Genomic DNA, 18,235 nt, shown 5'->3' on the forward strand with positions numbered 1-18,235 from the left:
CGTGCTAGAACGCCTTTCCTGGAAAAGGCTGGCTCTTGAGCTGGCCCTTTTTTGCCTGCCTGCCCTGCTGTTGGGGCTGATTTTCGGCTATCTCCCCTGGTTACTGCTGATCGCCGTGCTGGCGGCGCTGGGCTGGAACTTCTACAACCAGCTGAAGCTGTCCCACTGGCTGTGGGTCGACCGCAGCATGACGCCGCCGCCGGGCCGCTGGAGCTGGGAGCCGCTGTTTTACGGCCTGTACCAGATGCAGCAGCGCAACCGCCGGCGGCGGCGCGAACTGGCGCTGTTGATCAAACGCTTTCGCAGCGGTGCCGAATCGCTGCCGGATGCGGTGGTGATGACCACCGAAGAGGGCAATATTTTCTGGTGCAACGGGCTGGCGCAGCATCTGCTCGGCTTTCGCTGGCCGGAGGATAACGGCCAGCATATTCTCAACCTGCTGCGCTACCCGGAATTCAGCCACTATCTGCAACAGCAGTCCTTTGATAAACCCCTGACGCTGCAGCTGAATAATGAGCACTACGTGGAATTCCGCGTAATGCCGTATTCGGAAGGGCAGCTGCTGATGGTGGCGCGCGACGTGACGCAGATGCGCCAGCTGGAAGGGGCGCGGCGCAACTTCTTCGCCAACGTCAGCCACGAGCTGCGCACGCCGCTGACCGTGCTGCAGGGCTATCTGGAAATGATGGGCGACGACGAGCCGGACGGTTCGCTGCGCGGCAAGGCGCTGGCCACCATGCAGGAGCAAACCCGGCGCATGGACGGGCTGGTGAAGCAGCTGCTGACGCTGTCGCGCATCGAGGCGGCGCCGATTGTCGAGATGAATGAGACGGTGGACGTGCCCCTGATGCTGCGAGTGCTGCAGCGTGAGGCGCAGTCGCTCAGCGGCGGCCGGCATGAGATTCGTTTCCGCGTTAACGAGGCGCTGAAGGTCTACGGCAACGATGACCAGCTGCGCAGCGCGGTGTCCAACCTGGTGTATAACGCGGTGAATCACACGCCGGCAGGCACGTATATCGAGGTAAGCTGGCAGCGGACGCCGCAGGGGGCGCAGTTCCAGGTCAGCGACAACGGGCCGGGCATCGCCGCCGAGCACCTGCCGCGCCTGACCGAGCGCTTTTACCGCGTGGACAAGGCGCGTTCGCGGCAGACCGGCGGCAGCGGGCTGGGGCTGGCGATCGTCAAGCACGCCCTCAGCCATCACGATGCGCGCCTGGAGGTGCTCAGCGAGCCGGGCAGCGGCACCCGCTTTATCTTTACCCTGCCTAACCGGTTGATTGTACCGGGCGCTTTGTCAGAGAATGCGCTGAACAATTAATGTGTGAGGCACCGCTATGCGACTGACCCGAGGGATAGGGCTCTGCCTGCTGTTACTGTGCAGCTTCGGCCTGCGGGCGCAGCCGGACGGCATGCTGTCCGGCAATCTTTCCAGCGTCGGTTCCGACACGCTGGCGAACCTGATGTCGCTGTGGGCGCAGGATTTCAGCCAGCACTACCCGAATATCAACCTGCAGATGCAGGCCGCCGGTTCATCGACCGCGCCGACGGCGCTGGCCGCCGGCGCCGCGCAGCTGGGGCCGATGAGCCGGCCGATGAAGGCGGCGGAGCTGGCGGCGTTTGAGCAGCGCTACGGCTATGCGCCGCTGGCGGTGCCGGTGGCGGTGGATGCGCTGGTGGTGCTGGTGCATCAGGACAACCCGCTGCCGGGGCTGAACCTTGGCCAACTGGATCAGATTTTCTCCGCCACTCGCCGCTGCGGCGCCGCTGCGGCGCTGGACAACTGGGGCCAGCTGGCGCTGCCGGGCGCCTGGGCGCAGCGCAGCATTCAGCGCTTTGGCCGCAACTCGGCTTCCGGCACCTACGGCTATTTCAAACTGCGCGCGCTGTGCGGCGGCGACTTTATGGCGCGGGTGAACGAGCTGCCCGGCTCGGCGTCGGTGGTGCAGGCGGTGTCCGGGTCGCTGAACAGCATCGGCTACGCCAGCATCGGTTTTCGCGCCAGCGGCGTCCGACTGTTGCCGCTGGCGGAGCGGGGCGATCGCTACGTGCCGCCCAGCGTCGCCAACGTGCGCAACGGCAGCTATCCGCTGGCGCGCTATCTGTATATCTACATCAACAAAGCGCCGCAGCGGCCGCTGGAGCCGCTGACGGCGGCGTTTCTTGACCGGGTGCTGTCCGCGCAGGGGCAGGCGCTGGTGAATCAGGACGGTTATCTGCCGCTGTCGCCGGAAACCCTGCGTAAAACCCGCCTTGAATTGGGGCTGAAGTAGCCGCCTCCGCCGCCGTACGCCGGGTACTGCGGCCGGGGCATGCCCGTCATCATGAATTTATTTCAACACCCATGAAAATTTCTCCATTGCCGCCGGGTATCACCCATGACAGGATGATTTTAGCTATTTAGACGTCTGGATGTCCAATTGTAACCCAGCGTAATCATTTAATGTGTAAATCATTCCGGCGGGCGCACGCTCTGCATCTGTCGGACTCCGGGAGTGGAAAAGATGTGCAATTGCAATCATGCCGTTCACGCTGACGTTGTCGGCAGTTTATTACGTCCTGCGGCGCTGAAAAGCGCGCGTCAGCAGTTTCAGCGCGGTGAGATTGATGCGGCGCAGCTGCGGTCGGTGGAAGACGAGCAGATCCGCCAGGCGGTGGACAAACAGCGTCAGCTGGGGCTGGCGGTGGTGACCGACGGTGAGTTTCGCCGCGCCTGGTGGCATTTTGATTTTCTTGAGGGGCTGGACGGCGTGCAGGGTTACGATGCCGAACAGGGCATCCAGTTCAACGGCGTGCAGACCAAGGCGCGCAGCATCAAGGTGACGGGCAAGCTGGGCTTTAACCCGCAGCACCCGATGCTGGCGGATTTTCGTTTCCTGCAGCAGATTGCCGGCGATGCGCAGCCGAAGATGACCATTCCCAGCCCGAGCGTGCTGCATTTTCGCGGCGGGCGTCAGGCGATCGACAGCGCGGTCTATCCGCAGCTGGATGCTTACTTTGCCGATCTGGCGCAAACCTATCGCGATGCGATCCGGGCGTTTTATGACGCTGGCTGCCGCTACCTGCAGCTGGACGATACGGTGTGGGCCTACCTCTGTTCTGACGATCAGCGCCGCCAGATCCGCGAGCGCGGCGAAGATCCCGACCAGTTGGCGCGCATCTATGCCGACGTGCTGAATACGGCGATCGCCGGTAAGCCGGACGATCTGACCATCGGGCTGCACGTCTGCCGCGGCAACTTCCGCTCCACCTGGATCTCGGAGGGGGGCTATGAGCCGGTGGCGGAGATCCTGTTTGGCCAGGTGAATATCGACGCCTTCTTCCTGGAGTACGATAACGAGCGTTCCGGCGGCTTCGAACCGCTGCGCTTTATCAAGCCCGGCCAGCAAAAAGTGGTGTTGGGGCTGATCACCACCAAAGACGGCGAGCTGGAAAACCCGGAGCAGGTTAAGCAGCGTCTGCAGGAAGCGGCGCAGTACGTCGCCCCTGAGCAGCTGTGCCTGAGCACCCAGTGCGGCTTCGCCTCGACTGAAGAGGGCAACAGCCTGAGCGAGCAGCAGCAGTGGGATAAACTGAGCAGCGTGGTCAGCATTGCCGGCCAGGTCTGGTAACCGCCGGCCGCCCGTTTGTTCTGCGCGGAAATGCCGCTGATATTGGCGTTTTCGCGCGGTTTAACCCGCAATGCTTCACGTTTTGTGAGCGTGTTGGTTAAAAATGATACAAATCATGTAGGGCATATTTCCTGAAGACTGGTGCGATCGACTGGTGATGAATATTTATCTGGTCGATCGCTCTGCATTTCCCCGTGAGCCTTGCCTTTTGGCGCTATAAACGTTTTACTTACCCTCCGTTGTTGGACTAATCCTCCATTTTATAACTTCTAACATTCTGCCCATCTTCAAGAGTGGTCAATTTTGCATAAGGACAAAACGCCCGAGCGGTCTGCGTTTTCTTGCTCTTATTGCTCTTGTGATGAAATGGCAGGCCGACAGCGAATGGCGAACCGCCGTTAAAAGAACACTTTTTTTCATTTGAACAGGCAACACGACATCCTATGAGTCATCGTTTAACGTCAAAAGATATTCTGGCATTAGGTTTTATGACCTTTGCCTTGTTTGTCGGCGCCGGGAATATTATTTTCCCGCCGATGGTGGGGTTGCAGTCCGGCGAGCACGTCTGGATCGCGGCGCTGGGCTTTCTGATTACCGCTGTCGGCCTGCCGGTGATGACGGTGATTGCGCTGGCGCGCGTCGGCGGCGGCGTGGATGCCCTGAGTACGCCGATCGGCCGCACCGCCGGTCTGCTGCTGGCGACCGTCTGCTACCTGGCCGTCGGGCCGCTGTTTGCAACGCCGCGCACCGCGACCGTGTCGTTTGAGGTGGGGATTGCTCCGCTGACCGGCGATGGCGCAATGCCGCTGCTGGTCTACAGCCTGGTCTACTTTGCGCTGGTGATCGGTATTTCCCTTTATCCGGGCCGCCTGCTCGATACCGTCGGCCATATTCTGGCGCCGCTGAAAATTGTCGCGCTGGGCGTGCTGGGCATCGCCGCGCTGATCTGGCCGGCCGGCTCGCCGATCCCGGCGGTGGATAGCTACCAGCATGTGCCTTTCTCTTCCGGTTTTGTAAATGGTTATCTGACCATGGATACGCTGGGGGCGATGGTATTCGGTATCGTTATCGTTAACGCCGCGCGCTCGCGCGGGGTGAAAGACAACGGCCTGCTGACCCGTTACACCATTTTTGCGGGTTTGATCGCCGGCGTCGGCCTGACGCTGGTCTACCTGAGCCTGTTCAAGCTGGGTTCCGGCAGCGGCGTGCTGGTGCCGGAGGCGACCAACGGCGCGGTGATCCTGCATGCTTACGTACAGAACACCTTCGGCGGCCTGGGCAGCTTCTTCCTGGCGGCGCTGATCTTTATCGCCTGCATGGTGACCGCGGTCGGCCTGACCTGCGCCTGCGCCGAGTTCTTTGCCCAATACCTGCCGTTCTCGTATAAAACGCTGGTGTTTATTCTGGGCCTGTTCTCGATGTTCGTCTCCAACCTGGGCCTGAGCCATCTGATTCACCTGTCGATCCCGGTGCTGACCGCCATTTATCCGCCGTGCATCGTGCTGGTAGTGTTGAGCTTTACCATGCGGATGTGGAATAGTGCGCCAAAGGTGATTGCGCCGGTGATGCTCGTCAGCCTGTTGTTTGGTATCCTTGACGCGGTGAAGGCCGCCGGCTTCGAAAATCTGCTGCCGGCATGGAGCACGCACCTGCCTCTGGCAGGTCAGGGATTGGCATGGCTGCCGCCTTCCGTACTGATGCTGGTACTGGCCGCCATCTACGATCGGGTATGCTCGCGCTCTGAAGCGACCGCGCATTAATTTTTCCCGGTCTGATTTTGAGGCCACGGACTTGTCCGTGGCTTTTTTGTGTATAAGAAGACAGGTCTTTAAATGCAACAGGAATCAGTAACACCCGCCGCCAATAAGTTGAAACGTGGCCTCAGCACGCGCCACATCCGCTTTATGGCGCTCGGGTCGGCGATCGGCACCGGGCTGTTCTACGGCTCCGCCGACGCTATCAAAATGGCGGGGCCCAGCGTTCTGCTGGCGTATCTGATTGGCGGCGTGATCGCCTTTATCATTATGCGCGCGTTGGGGGAGATGTCGGTCAATAACCCGCAGGCCAGCTCTTTCTCGCGCTATGCCCAGGATTATCTTGGCCCGATGGCCGGCTATATCACCGGTTGGACCTACTGCTTTGAGATATTGATCGTCGCCATCGCCGACGTGACCGCGTTCGGCATCTATATGGGCGTCTGGTTCCCCGAGGTGCCGCACTGGATCTGGGTGCTGAGCGTGGTGCTGATTATCGGCGCCATCAACCTGATGAGCGTGAAGGTGTTCGGCGAGCTGGAGTTCTGGTTCTCGTTCTTTAAAGTCGCCACCATCATTATCATGATTGCCGCCGGTATCGGCATTATCATCTGGGGCATCGGCAACGGCGGGCAGCCGACCGGCATTCACAATCTGTGGAGCAACGGCGGCTTCTTCAGTCACGGCGTGATGGGCATGATTCTGTCGCTGCAGCTGGTGATGTTCGCCTACGGCGGTATTGAGATCATCGGCATCACCGCCGGCGAGGCCAACGACCCGAAAAAATCGATTCCGAAGGCCATCAACTCGGTGCCGTGGCGAATTCTGGTGTTCTACGTCGGTACGCTGTTCGTGATTATGTCGATCTATCCGTGGAACCAGGTCGGCACCAACGGCAGCCCGTTTGTTCTCACCTTCCAGCATATGGGCATCACCGTTGCGGCCGGCATCCTCAACTTTGTGGTGATTACCGCCTCTCTGTCGGCGATTAACAGCGATGTGTTCGGCGTCGGCCGGATGCTGCACGGCATGGCGGAGCAGGGCCACGCGCCGAAAATCTTCAGTAAGGTTTCCAAACGCGGCATTCCGTGGGTGACGGTGGTGGTGATGATGGCGGCGCTGCTGATTGCGGTGTACCTCAACTACATCATGCCGGAAAGCGTGTTCCTGGTGATTGCTTCGCTGGCAACCTTCGCCACCGTGTGGGTGTGGATTATGATCCTGTTCTCACAGATTGCGTTCCGCCGCACGCTGAACAAACAGCAGGTGAAAGAACTGGCGTTCCCGCTGCGCGGCGGGGTGTTTACCTCGGTTATCGCGATTATTTTCCTGGCCTTTATTATCGGTCTGATTGGCTACTTCCCGACGACCCGCGTGTCGCTGTATGCCGGGCTGGTGTGGGTGGTGCTGCTGCTGGCGGGGTACTGGGTGAAGGTGAATCGTCAGAAGAAGCGGGCGCAGACGGCGTAAGGTTTTCTAGCGCTTTAGTACGATTTAATATGATGTGATATCCGTATGCCGGTCAGTTTTTACTGACCGGCATTTTTTCGTTTTCTGTAAGTTATTGAGCGGGAAGAATTGCCGTAAACGAGCGGTATTTCTCTGTAACGACTGTGGACGGCAATTACAGGGGCCGTAGGCGCGGCCCCTGCACCCGCGCCCGCGCTTAGGCACGTTCTGCCCGCTACGCGGGTACCCTCTCTGCGTCACCGTCGCCGGGCGGGTCGGCTCTACAGGCATCCTTGCCTGTGTCGCCTCAACCGGACATCCCTGTCCGGTTGCCCCTGGCTCGGGTTCCTTGTTCGGCAGCCCGTGATGCGCGCTAAAGGTCAACACCCGAATCTGTGGCTACCGGGAAAACTAACCCATCATGTTGATGTTAAGAGATATCCTGACAGGGTAAGGCCCGGCATCGGCTTTATAACTCTTCCTCCGAGCCTCTGTGTTCGGCGGTGCGGGTTTCGGCGCGGGAGAGGGGAGTGGGGGCGTCATCGTCTTCACCTGCATAGCGCGTCAGCGCTTCACGGATATCCTGCATATCGCTGCTTACGATACTCAGCACCGGCTGCAGCGTGGTTTGCAGATGCCCTTCGGCGCGCGCGGCGCTGTGCAGGCAGCCGATAAACAGCAGCGTGCTGAGCAGGGTGAAAAAGCGGTGTTTGAGCCGTGTCAGGCGCATGCGTGTTCCCCAATGGTTGAGTCTTGCCGCATTAACGCCGTTTTGCCGTGAAAAGAACAGAGCTGGGAGATATCTGCTGGCAATCAGAGCCGAATAATTACCAGCAGAAATAATTACGTCAGGTTGGTTCAGGAAACGTCGGCCGCCGGACGGACTTCTGTCAGCATGCTGCGCATGTCATGGCCGGTCGGCGTCTGGCAAATACGCAGGTCGAACTCGCCAATCACCGCAAAAAGATGGTCGAAAATATCCGACTGAATACTTTCGTACTGCGCCCAGACCGTGGTGTTGGTAAAGGCGTAGATCTCCAGCGGCACCCCTTCCGGCGTCGGCGCCAGCTGGCGCACCATCAGTGTCATATGCTGGTGGATATGCGGATGGGCGCGCAGGTAGGCTTCCAGGTAGGCGCGCAGCGTGCCGAGGTTGGTCAGGCGGCGGCCGTTAAGCGGCGAACTGAGATCCACCTGCGCCTGCTGGTTGTACTGATCCAGCTCTTCCGTTTTGTGATTCAGGTAGTGCTGCAGCAGCGGGTTGCGGTTCAGACGCTGCTCTTCCTGCTCGGAGAGGAAGTGCACGCTGGTGGTGTCGATATTGATGCTGCGTTTGATGCGACGGCCGCCGGACTCCGACATCGAGCGCCAGTTTTTAAATGAATCGGAGATCAGCGCATAGGTCGGGATGGTGGTGACGGTGTTGTCCCAGTTGCGCACTTTGACCGTGGTCAGGCCGATATCGGTCACCGCGCCGTCGGCGCCGTATTTCGGCATCTCCAGCCAGTCGCCGATTTTCAGCATATCGTTGGCGGACAGCTGGATACCGGCCACCAGGCCCAGAATCGGATCCTTAAATACCAACATCAGCACCGCGGTCATGGCGCCCAAGCCGCTGAGCAGCAGCAGCGGTGATTTCCCCATCAGCAGCGAGACGATCATGATGCCGATTAAAATGGCGGCGATCAGCTTCACGCTCTGGAAGATGCCGCGCAGCGGCAGCTGATTGGCGGCCGGGCTTTCGCGCAGCACCGCCAGCAGGGTATCCAGCAGCGAGAACAGCGTCAGCAGGGCGTAGGCCATGATCCACACCTGCGCGGCGGTAACGATCACCGCCTGGGTCTGGCTGCCGCTGTGCAGCCACAGCAGCGCCTGCAGGTTGATGATCACGCCCTGCAGCAGCAGCGCCGCGCGTTGGAACAGCTTGTACTGGGTCAGCGCCTGCTGCCAGACGCGCTGCGACTGCTGGCCGCGGCGCTGAATCGCCGCCAGTACCACGCGGTGCAGGATAAAGTGAATAACCACCGAGATCAGGGCGATCAGCACCAGTACCAGCACCAGCGACATGATGTCGGTAAATTCGATACCAAACTGATCTAACCATTGAGCAATCCGTTGTTGCATAGCACCTCCATAAAATGCGTTAACGATAGCCACGAAACGGGCAGGGGCGTAAGCCTAAAGCCCGCGCCGCACAATGTGTACCGGTTTACCAATTTTTACATTAAGTTAGCACGATTTCCTCCTCTCAGCCTCCCGGCTCCTCCCCCGTTTTTAGCGTCAGCAGATGAGGGACGCCGCTGAGCGACGTGGCATGGTGGCGCCAGCTATCGTGTTATTGGCGCTGACAACAGCAGGAGGAGAGTTATGCTTGAAGCCTGGCATCTGCCGGTACCGCCGTTTGTGGTTAAGAATGGGCAGCAGTTGGAGATTACGCTGTGGGTGCAGGCGGAAGCGCCGCCTCTGCAGGTATTGCTGCGCGCGGAACCGGATAACGAAGAGTGGCTGCTGCCGATGGCGGCGCAGGCGGTTGACGGCCGGCTGTGCTATCGCGCCAGCCTGACGCTGAATGAGGGGGAGGCGACGCGGCGCTACTGCTTTAAGCTGCTGTGGGCCGACCGCCAGCGCTGGTTTGGCCCGCGGGGCTGGTCGCTGACGCCGCTGCCGCAGCTGGCGCAGTTTGCGCTCGATGAGCCGGACGACGGCCCGGGCTGGGTGGCGGACCAGCTGTTTTACCAGATATTTCCCGATCGCTTCGCCAGCAGCGGCGGCGAGCATGGGATCCAGAGCGGCAGTTATGTGCATCACGCGGCCGGCACGCAGGTGGAGCGGCGCAGCTGGCAACAGCCGTTGGACGAACGGCTGGCGGCCTCGACCTTTTACGGCGGCGATCTGGACGGCATCGTCCAGCGGCTGCCCTACCTGCAGCAGCTGGGGGTCACCGCGTTATACCTTAACCCGATTTTCACCGCGCCCAGCGTGCATAAATACGATACCGAGGATTACTATCAGGTGGATCCGTACCTGGGCGGCGACGCGGCGCTGCTGCGTTTGCGAGTAAGCACTCACAAGATTGGCATGAAACTGCTGCTGGACGGCGTATTTAACCATACCGGCGACTCGCACCCGTGGTTTGACCGCCACCGGCAGGGCGAAGGGGGCGCCTGTCATCATGCGGATTCCCGCTACCGCCACTGGTTTAACTTTTACCCTGACGGCACCGCATTAACCTGGAAAGGCAACGCCAGCCTGCCGAAGCTGAACTACGCCGAGCCGCAGGTGGCGGCGGCGATCTATGGCGATGCCGACAGCGTGGTGCGTTACTGGCTGAAGCCGCCGTACAGCATCGACGGCTGGCGGCTGGACGTGGTGCATATGCTCGGGGAGAACGGCGGCGCCGGCGGCAACCTGCGCCATCTGGCGGGCATCTATCAGGCGGCCAGAGAGGAAAATCCCGCCGCCTATCTGGTGGGCGAACATTTTGGCGATGCGCGCCGCTGGCTGCATGCCGGCGTGGAAGACGCGGCGATGAACTATATGGGCTTTGCCCTGCCGCTGCGGGCGTTTTTGGCGGGCGTTGATGTGGCGCGTCACCCGATTGAGCTGGACGCCGCCGCCGTTGCGGCATGGATGGATGATTACCGCGCCGGTTTGCCGCATAACCGCCAGCTGATGATGTTTAATCAGCTCGACAGCCATGATACGCCGCGTTTTCTGACCCTGCTGGGCGGCAATATGGCGCGGATGCGCATGGCGGCGGTGTGGCTGATGAGCTGGATTGGCGTGCCCTGCCTGTATTACGGCGATGAAGTGGGACTGGACGGCGATAACGATCCGCTGTGTCGTAAGCCGTTCCCCTGGGATGAGGCGCGCTGGGATCGGCCGTTGTTGACGCTGTTCCAGCGTATGGCGGCGCTGCGCCGACAGAGCCTGGCGCTGCGGCGCGGCGGCTGTCAGGTACTGTTCGCGCAGGGGGAGACGCTGGTGTTTGTACGTACTTACCAGCAGGAGCGCGTGCTGGTGGCGCTGCAGCGCGGCGGCGCTAATCCGACGCTGCGGTTGGCGTACAGCCCGCTGTTAACGTCGGGCGACTGGCAGAAGCTGGAAGGCGAGGGCGAACTGTTGGCGCAGGGCGAGGGGGTGACGCTGCGTCTGATGGCGGAGTCGGCGAGCGTCTGGCGGCTGTGACGGCGTAAAACGGGGGCCGAACGGCCCCCGGAACAGGATCAGTAGCCGATTGCCGCGCCGGCAGGACGGCGTACGTCGTTGGCGCCGTACAGATAACCTTCGCGCACCTTGCCGGAGACCGCCGAATCATTGCCGGAGTTGGCCGGCGCAACGCCCGCCGCGCCCGGAAGACCGACCAGAATCAGCTCGGCCGCGCCCCACGGCGTCTGCTCCACCATCTTGTAGCCCATCTTCTGCAGCAGGCTCAGCGTATCGGCAGAGACGCCGCGCTGTTCGTAATAAACCTCGTCAGGCAGCCACTGGTGGTGAATACGCGGCGCATCCACCGCCTCCTGCGGCGCCATGCCGTGGTCGATGACGTTAAGCGCGGTCTGCAGCGTGATGGTGATAATGCGTGAGCCGCCCGGCGAGCCGAGCACCATAAAGATTTTATTGTCTTTGGTCACCAGCGTCGGGCTCATCGACGATAGTGGGCGCTTACCGGGGGCGATGGCGTTGGCGGTGCCCTGCACCAGGCCGTAGAGGTTTTTCTCGCCGACCTTCACGGTGAAGTCATCCATTTCGTCATTGAGGAAGAAGCCGGTGCCGGGGGCGATCACCACCGCGCCGAAGCGGCCGTTGACGGTGTAGGTGGTGGAGACCGCATTGCCGTCATGATCGACGATGGAGTAGTGGGTGGTTTCCGGTTTTTCATGCGGCTCCATGCCCGGCTGCACGTTGGTCGACGGCGTCGCCTTGCCGGGGACAATCTGCTTGCGGATCTGCTCGGCGTAGCTTTTGCTGACCAGCCGGTCGATCGGGTTGCTGATAAAGGCCGGGTCGCCGAGGTAGGTGTTGCGATCCATATAGGCGTGGCGCATGGCTTCGGTCATGGTGTGGATGGCCGCCGCCGAGTTAAAGCCCATGCTCTTCAGATCGTAACCTTCCAGGATATTCAGCGTTTCACACAGCGTGACGCCGCCGGAGCTGGGCGGCGGCGATGAGACGAACTTATAGCCGCGGTAGCTGCAGGTAATCGGCGCCGTTTCGGTGACTTTATAGTTGGCGAAGTCATCGGCGGTCAGAATGCCGCCGCCCTTGCGGGCCGCCGCTTCCACCGCCTGCGGAATTTTGCCGTGGTAGAAGGCGTCCGGCCCCTGCTTGGCGATAGCTTCCAGCGTATTGGCCAGGTCGCTCTGAACCAGCCGGTCGCCCGGCTGCAGCGCGCTGCCGTCTTTGCGCAGGAAGATTCTGGCCGCTTCCGGATCCTGTTTAAAACGCGCCACGGTGGTGTCGAGGATATCGGTATCGGCGCGCGTCAGCACAAAGCCTTCCCGCGCCAGCTTGATGGCCGGCGCCATCACCTGCTCACGGCTCAGCTTGCCATATTTTTTGCGTGCGGTTTCCATCCCCAGCACGGTGCCCGGCACGCCGGCGGCCAGATAGCCGTACAGGCTGGCGTCTTTCTTCACCTTGCCGTCGGCCTCCAGATACATATTGGCGCTGGCCGCCGCCGGCGCGGTTTCACGGAAGTTGATAAAGGTATCGGTGCCGTCGGCCAGGTGGACGGTCATAAAGCCGCCGCCGCCGATATTGCCGCAGCAGGGGTTGACCACCGCCTGCGCGTAGCCCACGGCCACCGCGGCATCCACCGCATTGCCGCCCATTTTCAGGATGTCGACGCCCACCTGCGAGGCCAGGCGCTGCGAGGTGACCACCATGCCCTGTTGCGCTTCCACCGCCGGACTGGAGGCGGCGTGCAGGCTGCCGCTGACCAACAGCGCCGCCATGGTCAGGGGTTTACTCCATTTATTCAAAAGCATTGTTATTCCTACCCTGTCAGTTTTTTTATTATCAGGCTCTGCAAAGAACAGGCCAGCGGTTACAGCGTAGCGCCATGGCGCGGTGCGCGCTGAATATTGACGGGAGAATGTGAACCAAAACAAGGAAAACGCGGCGGGCTTGCACAACAAAAGGGCATAAAAAAACCGGCCAGCAAGGCTGGCCGGTGAGTAACGCCGGGGCTGAAATTACAGCTTGGCAGCGTTTTCAGACAGGTATTTAGCTACGCCGTCTGGAGACGCGCCCATACCTTCTTTACCTTTTTCCCACTGAGCCGGGCACACTTCGCCGTGCTCTTCATGGAACTGCAGCGCATCAACGGTACGGATCATTTCGTCGATGTTACGGCCGATTGGCAGATCGTTAACGATCTGGGAACGCACGATGCCGTCTTTGTCGATCAGGAAAGAACCACGCAGCGCAACGCCCGCTTCCGGGTGCTCGATGCCGTAAGCTTTCTGGATTTCACGCTTAACGTCAGCAACCATTGCGTATTTCACTTCGCCGATGCCGCCGTTTTCAACAGGGGTTTTACGCCATGCGTTGTGAACGAACTCGGAGTCGAAGGAAACGCCAACCACTTCTACGCCACGCTTCTGGAACTCTTCATAACGGTGATCGAATGCGATCAGCTCGGAAGGGCACACGAAGGTGAAGTCCATTGGCCAGAAGAACAGTACGGCTGGTTTGCCGTTCAGGTGTTTTTTCAGGTTGAAGTTTTCAACGATTTCGCCGTTACCAAGTACGGCAGCTGCGGTGAAGTCAGGGGCTTGACGAGTTACCAGGACCATGATTACTCCTGTAATAGTAGTTAAGGGTTAATGTCTGCCCGTGGTGGTAAACCGCGGGCAAAAACTTGGGTCAGTATAGGGGTCTTGCGTTGGCGAATAAAGGCTAAAAGCGCCAATCGATGAGATAGTTTTTATCTATCGATATCAGTAATTAATCCAGCAGACCTTAAAAATAACCTTTTCCCGTAAAAGGGCAAGCGTTAACGATAAAATTATGCTCAGGCGGCGCTGTCACGTGCGCTTGCCGGCCCGGCTACAGGCTTTTGGCCCGCGCCTGCGCCATCAGCTGCGGATAAAACTGCCAGAACTGTGTTTCAAGCTGATGATAATGGCGCTCCACGTCGGCAAAGGAGCCGCTCAGCGCCGCCAGTCGCGGCCGCCGGTTGGCCATGCCGCGCAGCACCTGGGCGATAAACGGCAGTTCGGCGTAGCGCTCCAGCCAGCGTTCCGACCAGAGATAGTGGTTCAGGGTCTGGAAGCGCTCGGGGGTCTGCGCCAGATGGGGGACAATCCGATCGCGCGCCTGGCGGGTGAAATCGCTGAGCGAACGCGTCGGTTCAATCTGCTGCCAGTGGCGCGCCAGAAAGTGGTCCCACACCACGTCGAGCGTGATGGGCGCCACGCGGCGATAGTCGGCGCCAAAGTAGTCGCGACACTGCTTGACCTGCGCCAGCGAGTCCGTCAGCGCGTCGATGCGGCGGTGCAGCATAATGCCTGCCGCCACCTCGGGCGCATAGTCCGCCGCCGGGTTGCCGCGCACAAAGTCGGCCAGCAGGTTGCCCAGCAGCGAGCTGTCAGCCAGCTGGGCCAAATGGAGATGAGCAAGAAAATTCATCCGGTCACTATACCTTAAAATCGTCATCGTTATCCGCCGTTCTGTGCCCTGACGGCGGCGGGACGCGGGAAATTCGCCTTATTCCTTGCCGCCTTTCCCCCATGGCTTTAGACTATAGCGCCTATTTTTTTAGCTGAAGTGAATACCATGCGCGTCGCCGATTTTTCCTTTGAACTTCCCGAGTCTTTGATTGCCCGTTACCCGCAAGCACAGCGCAGCGGCTGCCGCCTGCTGCAGTTGGACGGGCCGAGCGGCGAACTGACGCACGGCGTATTCACCGATCTGCTGGATAAATTGGAAGCCGGCGACCTGCTGGTGTTTAACAACACCCGGGTGATTCCGGCGCGCATCTTCGGCCGCAAGGCCAGCGGCGGCAAGATTGAGGTGTTGGTGGAGCGCGTACTGGACGACAGCCGGGTGCTGGCGCACGTGCGCGCCTCGAAAGCGCCGAAGCCGGGCGCCGAACTGCTGCTGGGTGATGACGAAAGCATCGCCGCGACCATGGTGGCGCGTCATGACGCCCTGTTCGAACTGCGCTTCAACGATGAGCGCGACGTGTTCGCCATTTTGAATGATGTCGGCCATATGCCGCTGCCGCCGTATATCGACCGGCCGGACGAAGACGCCGACCGCGAACTGTACCAGACCGTCTATAGCGAGAAACCGGGCGCGGTAGCGGCGCCGACCGCCGGTCTGCACTTCGATGAGCCGCTGCTGGCGGCGCTGCGCGACAAGGGCGTGGAGATGGCGTTCGTCACTCTGCACGTCGGCGCCGGCACCTTCCAGCCGGTGCGGGTGGACAGCATTGAAGACCACATCATGCATGCCGAATACGCCGAAGTGCCGCAGGAGGTGGTGGATGCGGTGCTGGCCTGTAAGGCGCGCGGCAAGCGGGTGGTCGCCGTGGGCACCACCTCGGTGCGCTCGCTGGAGAGCGCCGCCGCCGCCAGCAAGGACGCGCTGATTGCGCCGTTCTTCGACGACACCAGCATCTTTATCTATCCGGGCTATCACTATCAGGTTATCGATGCGCTGGTGACCAATTTCCACCTGCCGGAATCGACGCTGATCATGCTGGTTTCCGCGTTTGCCGGCTATCAGCACACCATGCACGCCTATCAGCAGGCGGTGGCCGAGCAGTACCGTTTCTTCAGCTACGGCGATGCGATGTTTATCAGCCGTAATCCGCAGGCGGAACAAGAATCCGTCGGCGAATAGGCGTTCGGGCCGCGCGGGTGCGTGGCCCGCTACTGCAATTATTGATGACACCAGACGGCTTTTTTGGGCTGCTGTGGCACGGATGGGCGTTAGTACAACCAGCGTCCGGCCTTGGCGGATTCAATAAGCATCTCGATGGTAAGCGCTTCCCGCTGTGACTGGCTGCTCTGCGGATAATATTTGGAAAAGGCAATCTCTTTTGGATCGATATTGAATTGTTCAGCGTAGCGCTCCAATAATTCATAGGCATCTTCGGGCGCCATGCGAAAATCTTTGCGGAGATCGGTGCTTTTCGTGAGCGGATACCGTTTGAGCAACCAGAACCAGAAGCCGTTATATTCTTCAACCAGAGCAAACACGGCTTTTTCAACGTCAGTTACCATAATCTATCGCTCCCGCGGGCTATCGTGTTGTATCTGGCGGTTGTTTTCAATGTGATATAGGTGATGTCGGCGGCAACCACTGTCCATCCGACAACCGGGACGCTGCGCCCGACAAAGGTTCCCAGCTTTTTGGTCATGATCACTTCCAGCCCTGGAGGGGCAACGAGCGTCGGAAGCGGCACCGGGAGTTTCTTCCCCCGCAATAACTTTCGAAAATAGACCGAAGCTCTAGACGTGCCAGGCCTGGCGTCTGCTAATTTGCCCGATACCGGTATGGTGTTTCTGCCTGAATAAATGGCAAAGGCGGCAAGCTGGTCATGGGCAGCGGCGCTGGAGCCGCTAAAATGCTCTGCAGTCACATCAATGAAGATCCAAAAATAAAGCTCGCTGGCGGAAAGATTATGCAAGCCGCCATAGAAATATCTCCCATGTAACTCTTCAGCCGTATCCATCACTTTTCCTTGTTGATTGGCGTGGGATGTACCCTATCCCATCATCAGTAATGGGGCAATATTTGAACACCTTCGCCGTGATGAAGCCGTGCCCAAGGGCTGACAATCAGCTGCAAAAACTGACCGCGGTCAATTTGATTGACGGGTTGGTGGTGCGGCTTTGGCTGTTAGTTTAGAATATGCCCCCTTTATAGCTCATCAGACTGTTTCTCTGATGCTGGAGGATAAGTGAAGTACGAATTAGATACGACGGACGGCCGCGCGCGTCGCGGCCGGCTGATTTTTGAGCGCGGCGTGGTGGAAACGCCGGCCTTTATGCCGGTCGGCACCTACGGCACCGTGAAGGGCATGACGCCGGAAGAAGTGAAAGAGACCGGCGCGCAGATTTTGCTGGGCAACACCTTCCACCTGTGGCTGCGCCCGGGGCAGGAGATCATGAAGCTGCACGGCGACCTGCATGACTTTATGCAGTGGCCGGGCCCGATCCTCACCGACTCCGGCGGTTTCCAGGTGTTCAGCCTGGGGGCGATGCGCAAAATCAAGGAAGAGGGCGTTTACTTCCGTAACCCGATCAACGGCGACAAAGTGTTCCTCAGCCCGGAAAAATCGATGGAAATCCAGTATGACCTGGGTTCCGACATCGTGATGATTTTTGACGAGTGCACGCCGTACCCGGCCGACTGGGACTATGCCAAGCGCTCGATGGAAATGTCGCTGCGCTGGGCGCAGCGCAGCCGCCAGCGCTTCGACGAACTGAACAATAAAAATGCGCTGTTCGGCATCATTCAGGGCGGTGTTTACGAAGATTTACGTGATGTTTCAGTAAAAGGGCTGGTGGAGATCGGCTTTGATGGTTACGCTGTGGGCGGTTTGGCGGTAGGTGAGCCAAAAGAGGACATGCACCGTATTCTCGAACACGTTTGCCCGCAAATTCCGGCGGATAAGCCGCGTTACCTGATGGGCGTCGGCAAGCCGGAAGACCTGGTGGAAGGCGTGCGTCGCGGTATCGATATGTTTGACTGCGTGATGCCGACGCGTAATGCGCGTAACGGGCATCTGTTCGTGACTGACGGTGTGGTAAAAATCCGTAATGCCAAGCACAAGGATGATACTTCTCCGCTGGACAGCGAGTGTGATTGTTACACCTGTCGCAATTACAGCCGCGCATACTTGCATCATCTCGACCGTTGCAACGAAATACTCGGTGCCCGTTTGAATACCATTCATAACCTTCGCTTTTACCAGCGTCTGATGGCGGGTTTACGCCAGGCCATCGAAGAGGGTAAATTAGAGGCGTTTGTTGCGGACTTCTACGGTCGGATCGGTAAACCGGTTCCGCCTTTAAATGTTTAATAATTGATAACTTAATGAGGGAATTTCAATGAGCTTTTTCATTTCTGACGCCGTCGCATCCGCAGGAGCTCCGGCTCAGGGAAGCCCGTACTCTCTGATCATTATGCTGGTGGTATTCGGCCTGATCTTCTACTTCATGATCCTGCGCCCGCAGCAGAAGCGCGCCAAAGAGCATAAGAAACTGATGGATTCCATCAGCAAGGGTGATGAAGTTCTGACCACCGGCGGCCTGATCGGTCGCGTTACCAAAGTGGCCGATACCGGCATTATCGCTATTGCGCTGAACGACACCACGGAAGTGATGATCAAGCGTGACTTCGTGGCGGCCGTTCTGCCGAAAGGTACCATGAAGGCCCTGTAATTTTTTTTCCCGAAGGGAATTG

Annotated in this window: 16 protein-coding genes; 9 read left to right on the plus strand and 7 right to left on the minus strand. The window is 59.6% G+C overall.

Annotated features, from left to right (window positions below; translation table 11 throughout):
* The first annotated feature begins 1 nt into the window (after position 1).
* From phoR to proY, 5 genes are all read left to right on the plus strand, one after another.
* A complete protein-coding gene (gene phoR, locus I6G83_RS11895; RefSeq protein WP_054306852.1) occupies positions 2–1,318 on the plus strand; it encodes a phosphate regulon sensor histidine kinase PhoR in 1,317 nt (438 codons plus the stop codon).
* Between the two features lie 16 nt (positions 1,319–1,334).
* Positions 1,335–2,270, plus strand: a complete 936-nt coding sequence (locus I6G83_RS11900) for a PstS family phosphate ABC transporter substrate-binding protein (protein ID WP_054306853.1) — start codon at positions 1,335–1,337, stop codon at positions 2,268–2,270.
* 231 nt (positions 2,271–2,501) lie between these two features.
* A complete protein-coding gene (locus I6G83_RS11905; RefSeq protein WP_054306854.1) occupies positions 2,502–3,608 on the plus strand; it encodes a cobalamin-independent methionine synthase II family protein in 1,107 nt (368 codons plus the stop codon).
* 443 nt (positions 3,609–4,051) lie between these two features.
* On the plus strand, positions 4,052–5,368 hold the full coding sequence (gene brnQ, locus I6G83_RS11910; RefSeq protein WP_054306855.1) for a branched-chain amino acid transport system II carrier protein: 1,317 nt from the start codon (positions 4,052–4,054) through the stop codon (positions 5,366–5,368).
* A gap of 72 nt (positions 5,369–5,440) precedes the next feature.
* Positions 5,441–6,832, plus strand: a complete 1,392-nt coding sequence (proY, locus tag I6G83_RS11915; protein ID WP_054306856.1) for a proline-specific permease ProY — start codon at positions 5,441–5,443, stop codon at positions 6,830–6,832.
* A 448-nt stretch (positions 6,833–7,280) separates the two neighbouring features.
* Here proY and I6G83_RS11920 read toward each other — a convergent pair whose 3' ends face one another.
* Both I6G83_RS11920 and I6G83_RS11925 read right to left on the minus strand, forming a co-directional pair.
* The gene (locus tag I6G83_RS11920; RefSeq protein ID WP_054305464.1) at positions 7,281–7,541 is read right to left on the minus strand and encodes a hypothetical protein; all 261 of its coding nucleotides are present in this window, start codon (positions 7,539–7,541) and stop codon (positions 7,281–7,283) included.
* A gap of 128 nt (positions 7,542–7,669) precedes the next feature.
* Entirely contained in the window at positions 7,670–8,935 is a 1,266-nt protein-coding gene (locus tag I6G83_RS11925; RefSeq protein WP_054305463.1) for a mechanosensitive ion channel family protein, read from the minus strand.
* A 243-nt stretch (positions 8,936–9,178) separates the two neighbouring features.
* Between I6G83_RS11925 and malZ the strand changes: the two genes are divergently transcribed.
* Positions 9,179–10,999, plus strand: coding sequence for a maltodextrin glucosidase (gene malZ / locus I6G83_RS11930; RefSeq protein WP_054305462.1), 1,821 nt, complete (start codon positions 9,179–9,181; stop codon positions 10,997–10,999).
* Between the two features lie 38 nt (positions 11,000–11,037).
* On the opposite strand, the gene ggt is transcribed toward malZ, so the two are convergent.
* From ggt to I6G83_RS11945, 3 genes are all read right to left on the minus strand, one after another.
* Positions 11,038–12,801, minus strand: coding sequence for a gamma-glutamyltransferase (ggt, locus tag I6G83_RS11935; RefSeq protein ID WP_054305461.1), 1,764 nt, complete (start codon positions 12,799–12,801; stop codon positions 11,038–11,040).
* A gap of 207 nt (positions 12,802–13,008) precedes the next feature.
* Positions 13,009–13,611: a peroxiredoxin C gene (locus I6G83_RS11940; protein ID WP_054305460.1), complete on the minus strand. Its 603-nt coding sequence runs from the start codon at positions 13,609–13,611 to the stop codon at positions 13,009–13,011.
* Between the two features lie 253 nt (positions 13,612–13,864).
* Entirely contained in the window at positions 13,865–14,446 is a 582-nt protein-coding gene (locus I6G83_RS11945; RefSeq protein ID WP_041411721.1) for an acyl carrier protein phosphodiesterase, read from the minus strand.
* A gap of 147 nt (positions 14,447–14,593) precedes the next feature.
* Between I6G83_RS11945 and queA the strand changes: the two genes are divergently transcribed.
* Positions 14,594–15,664, plus strand: a complete 1,071-nt coding sequence (queA, locus tag I6G83_RS11950) for a tRNA preQ1(34) S-adenosylmethionine ribosyltransferase-isomerase QueA (protein ID WP_054305459.1) — start codon at positions 14,594–14,596, stop codon at positions 15,662–15,664.
* 89 nt (positions 15,665–15,753) lie between these two features.
* On the opposite strand, the gene I6G83_RS11955 is transcribed toward queA, so the two are convergent.
* Positions 15,754–16,047, minus strand: a complete 294-nt coding sequence (locus I6G83_RS11955; RefSeq protein WP_054305458.1) for a DUF1493 family protein — start codon at positions 16,045–16,047, stop codon at positions 15,754–15,756.
* Positions 16,041–16,499 (minus strand): STM2901 family protein, encoded by a 459-nt coding sequence (locus I6G83_RS11960; RefSeq protein WP_054305457.1) that lies wholly within the window; start codon positions 16,497–16,499, stop codon positions 16,041–16,043. Before I6G83_RS11960 ends, I6G83_RS11955 begins: the two co-directional genes overlap by 7 nt.
* 228 nt (positions 16,500–16,727) lie before the next feature.
* On the opposite strand from I6G83_RS11960, the gene tgt reads away from it, so the two are divergent.
* Both tgt and yajC read left to right on the plus strand, forming a co-directional pair.
* Entirely contained in the window at positions 16,728–17,852 is a 1,125-nt protein-coding gene (gene tgt, locus I6G83_RS11965) for a tRNA guanosine(34) transglycosylase Tgt (protein ID WP_054305456.1), read from the plus strand.
* Positions 17,853–17,880: 28 nt separating this feature from the next.
* Positions 17,881–18,213: a preprotein translocase subunit YajC gene (yajC, locus tag I6G83_RS11970; protein ID WP_015671164.1), complete on the plus strand. Its 333-nt coding sequence runs from the start codon at positions 17,881–17,883 to the stop codon at positions 18,211–18,213.
* Positions 18,214–18,235 lie beyond the last annotated feature (22 nt).

The organism is Serratia rubidaea (assembly GCF_016026735.1).
Taxonomy (GTDB): Bacteria; Pseudomonadota; Gammaproteobacteria; order Enterobacterales; family Enterobacteriaceae; genus Serratia_B; species Serratia_B rubidaea.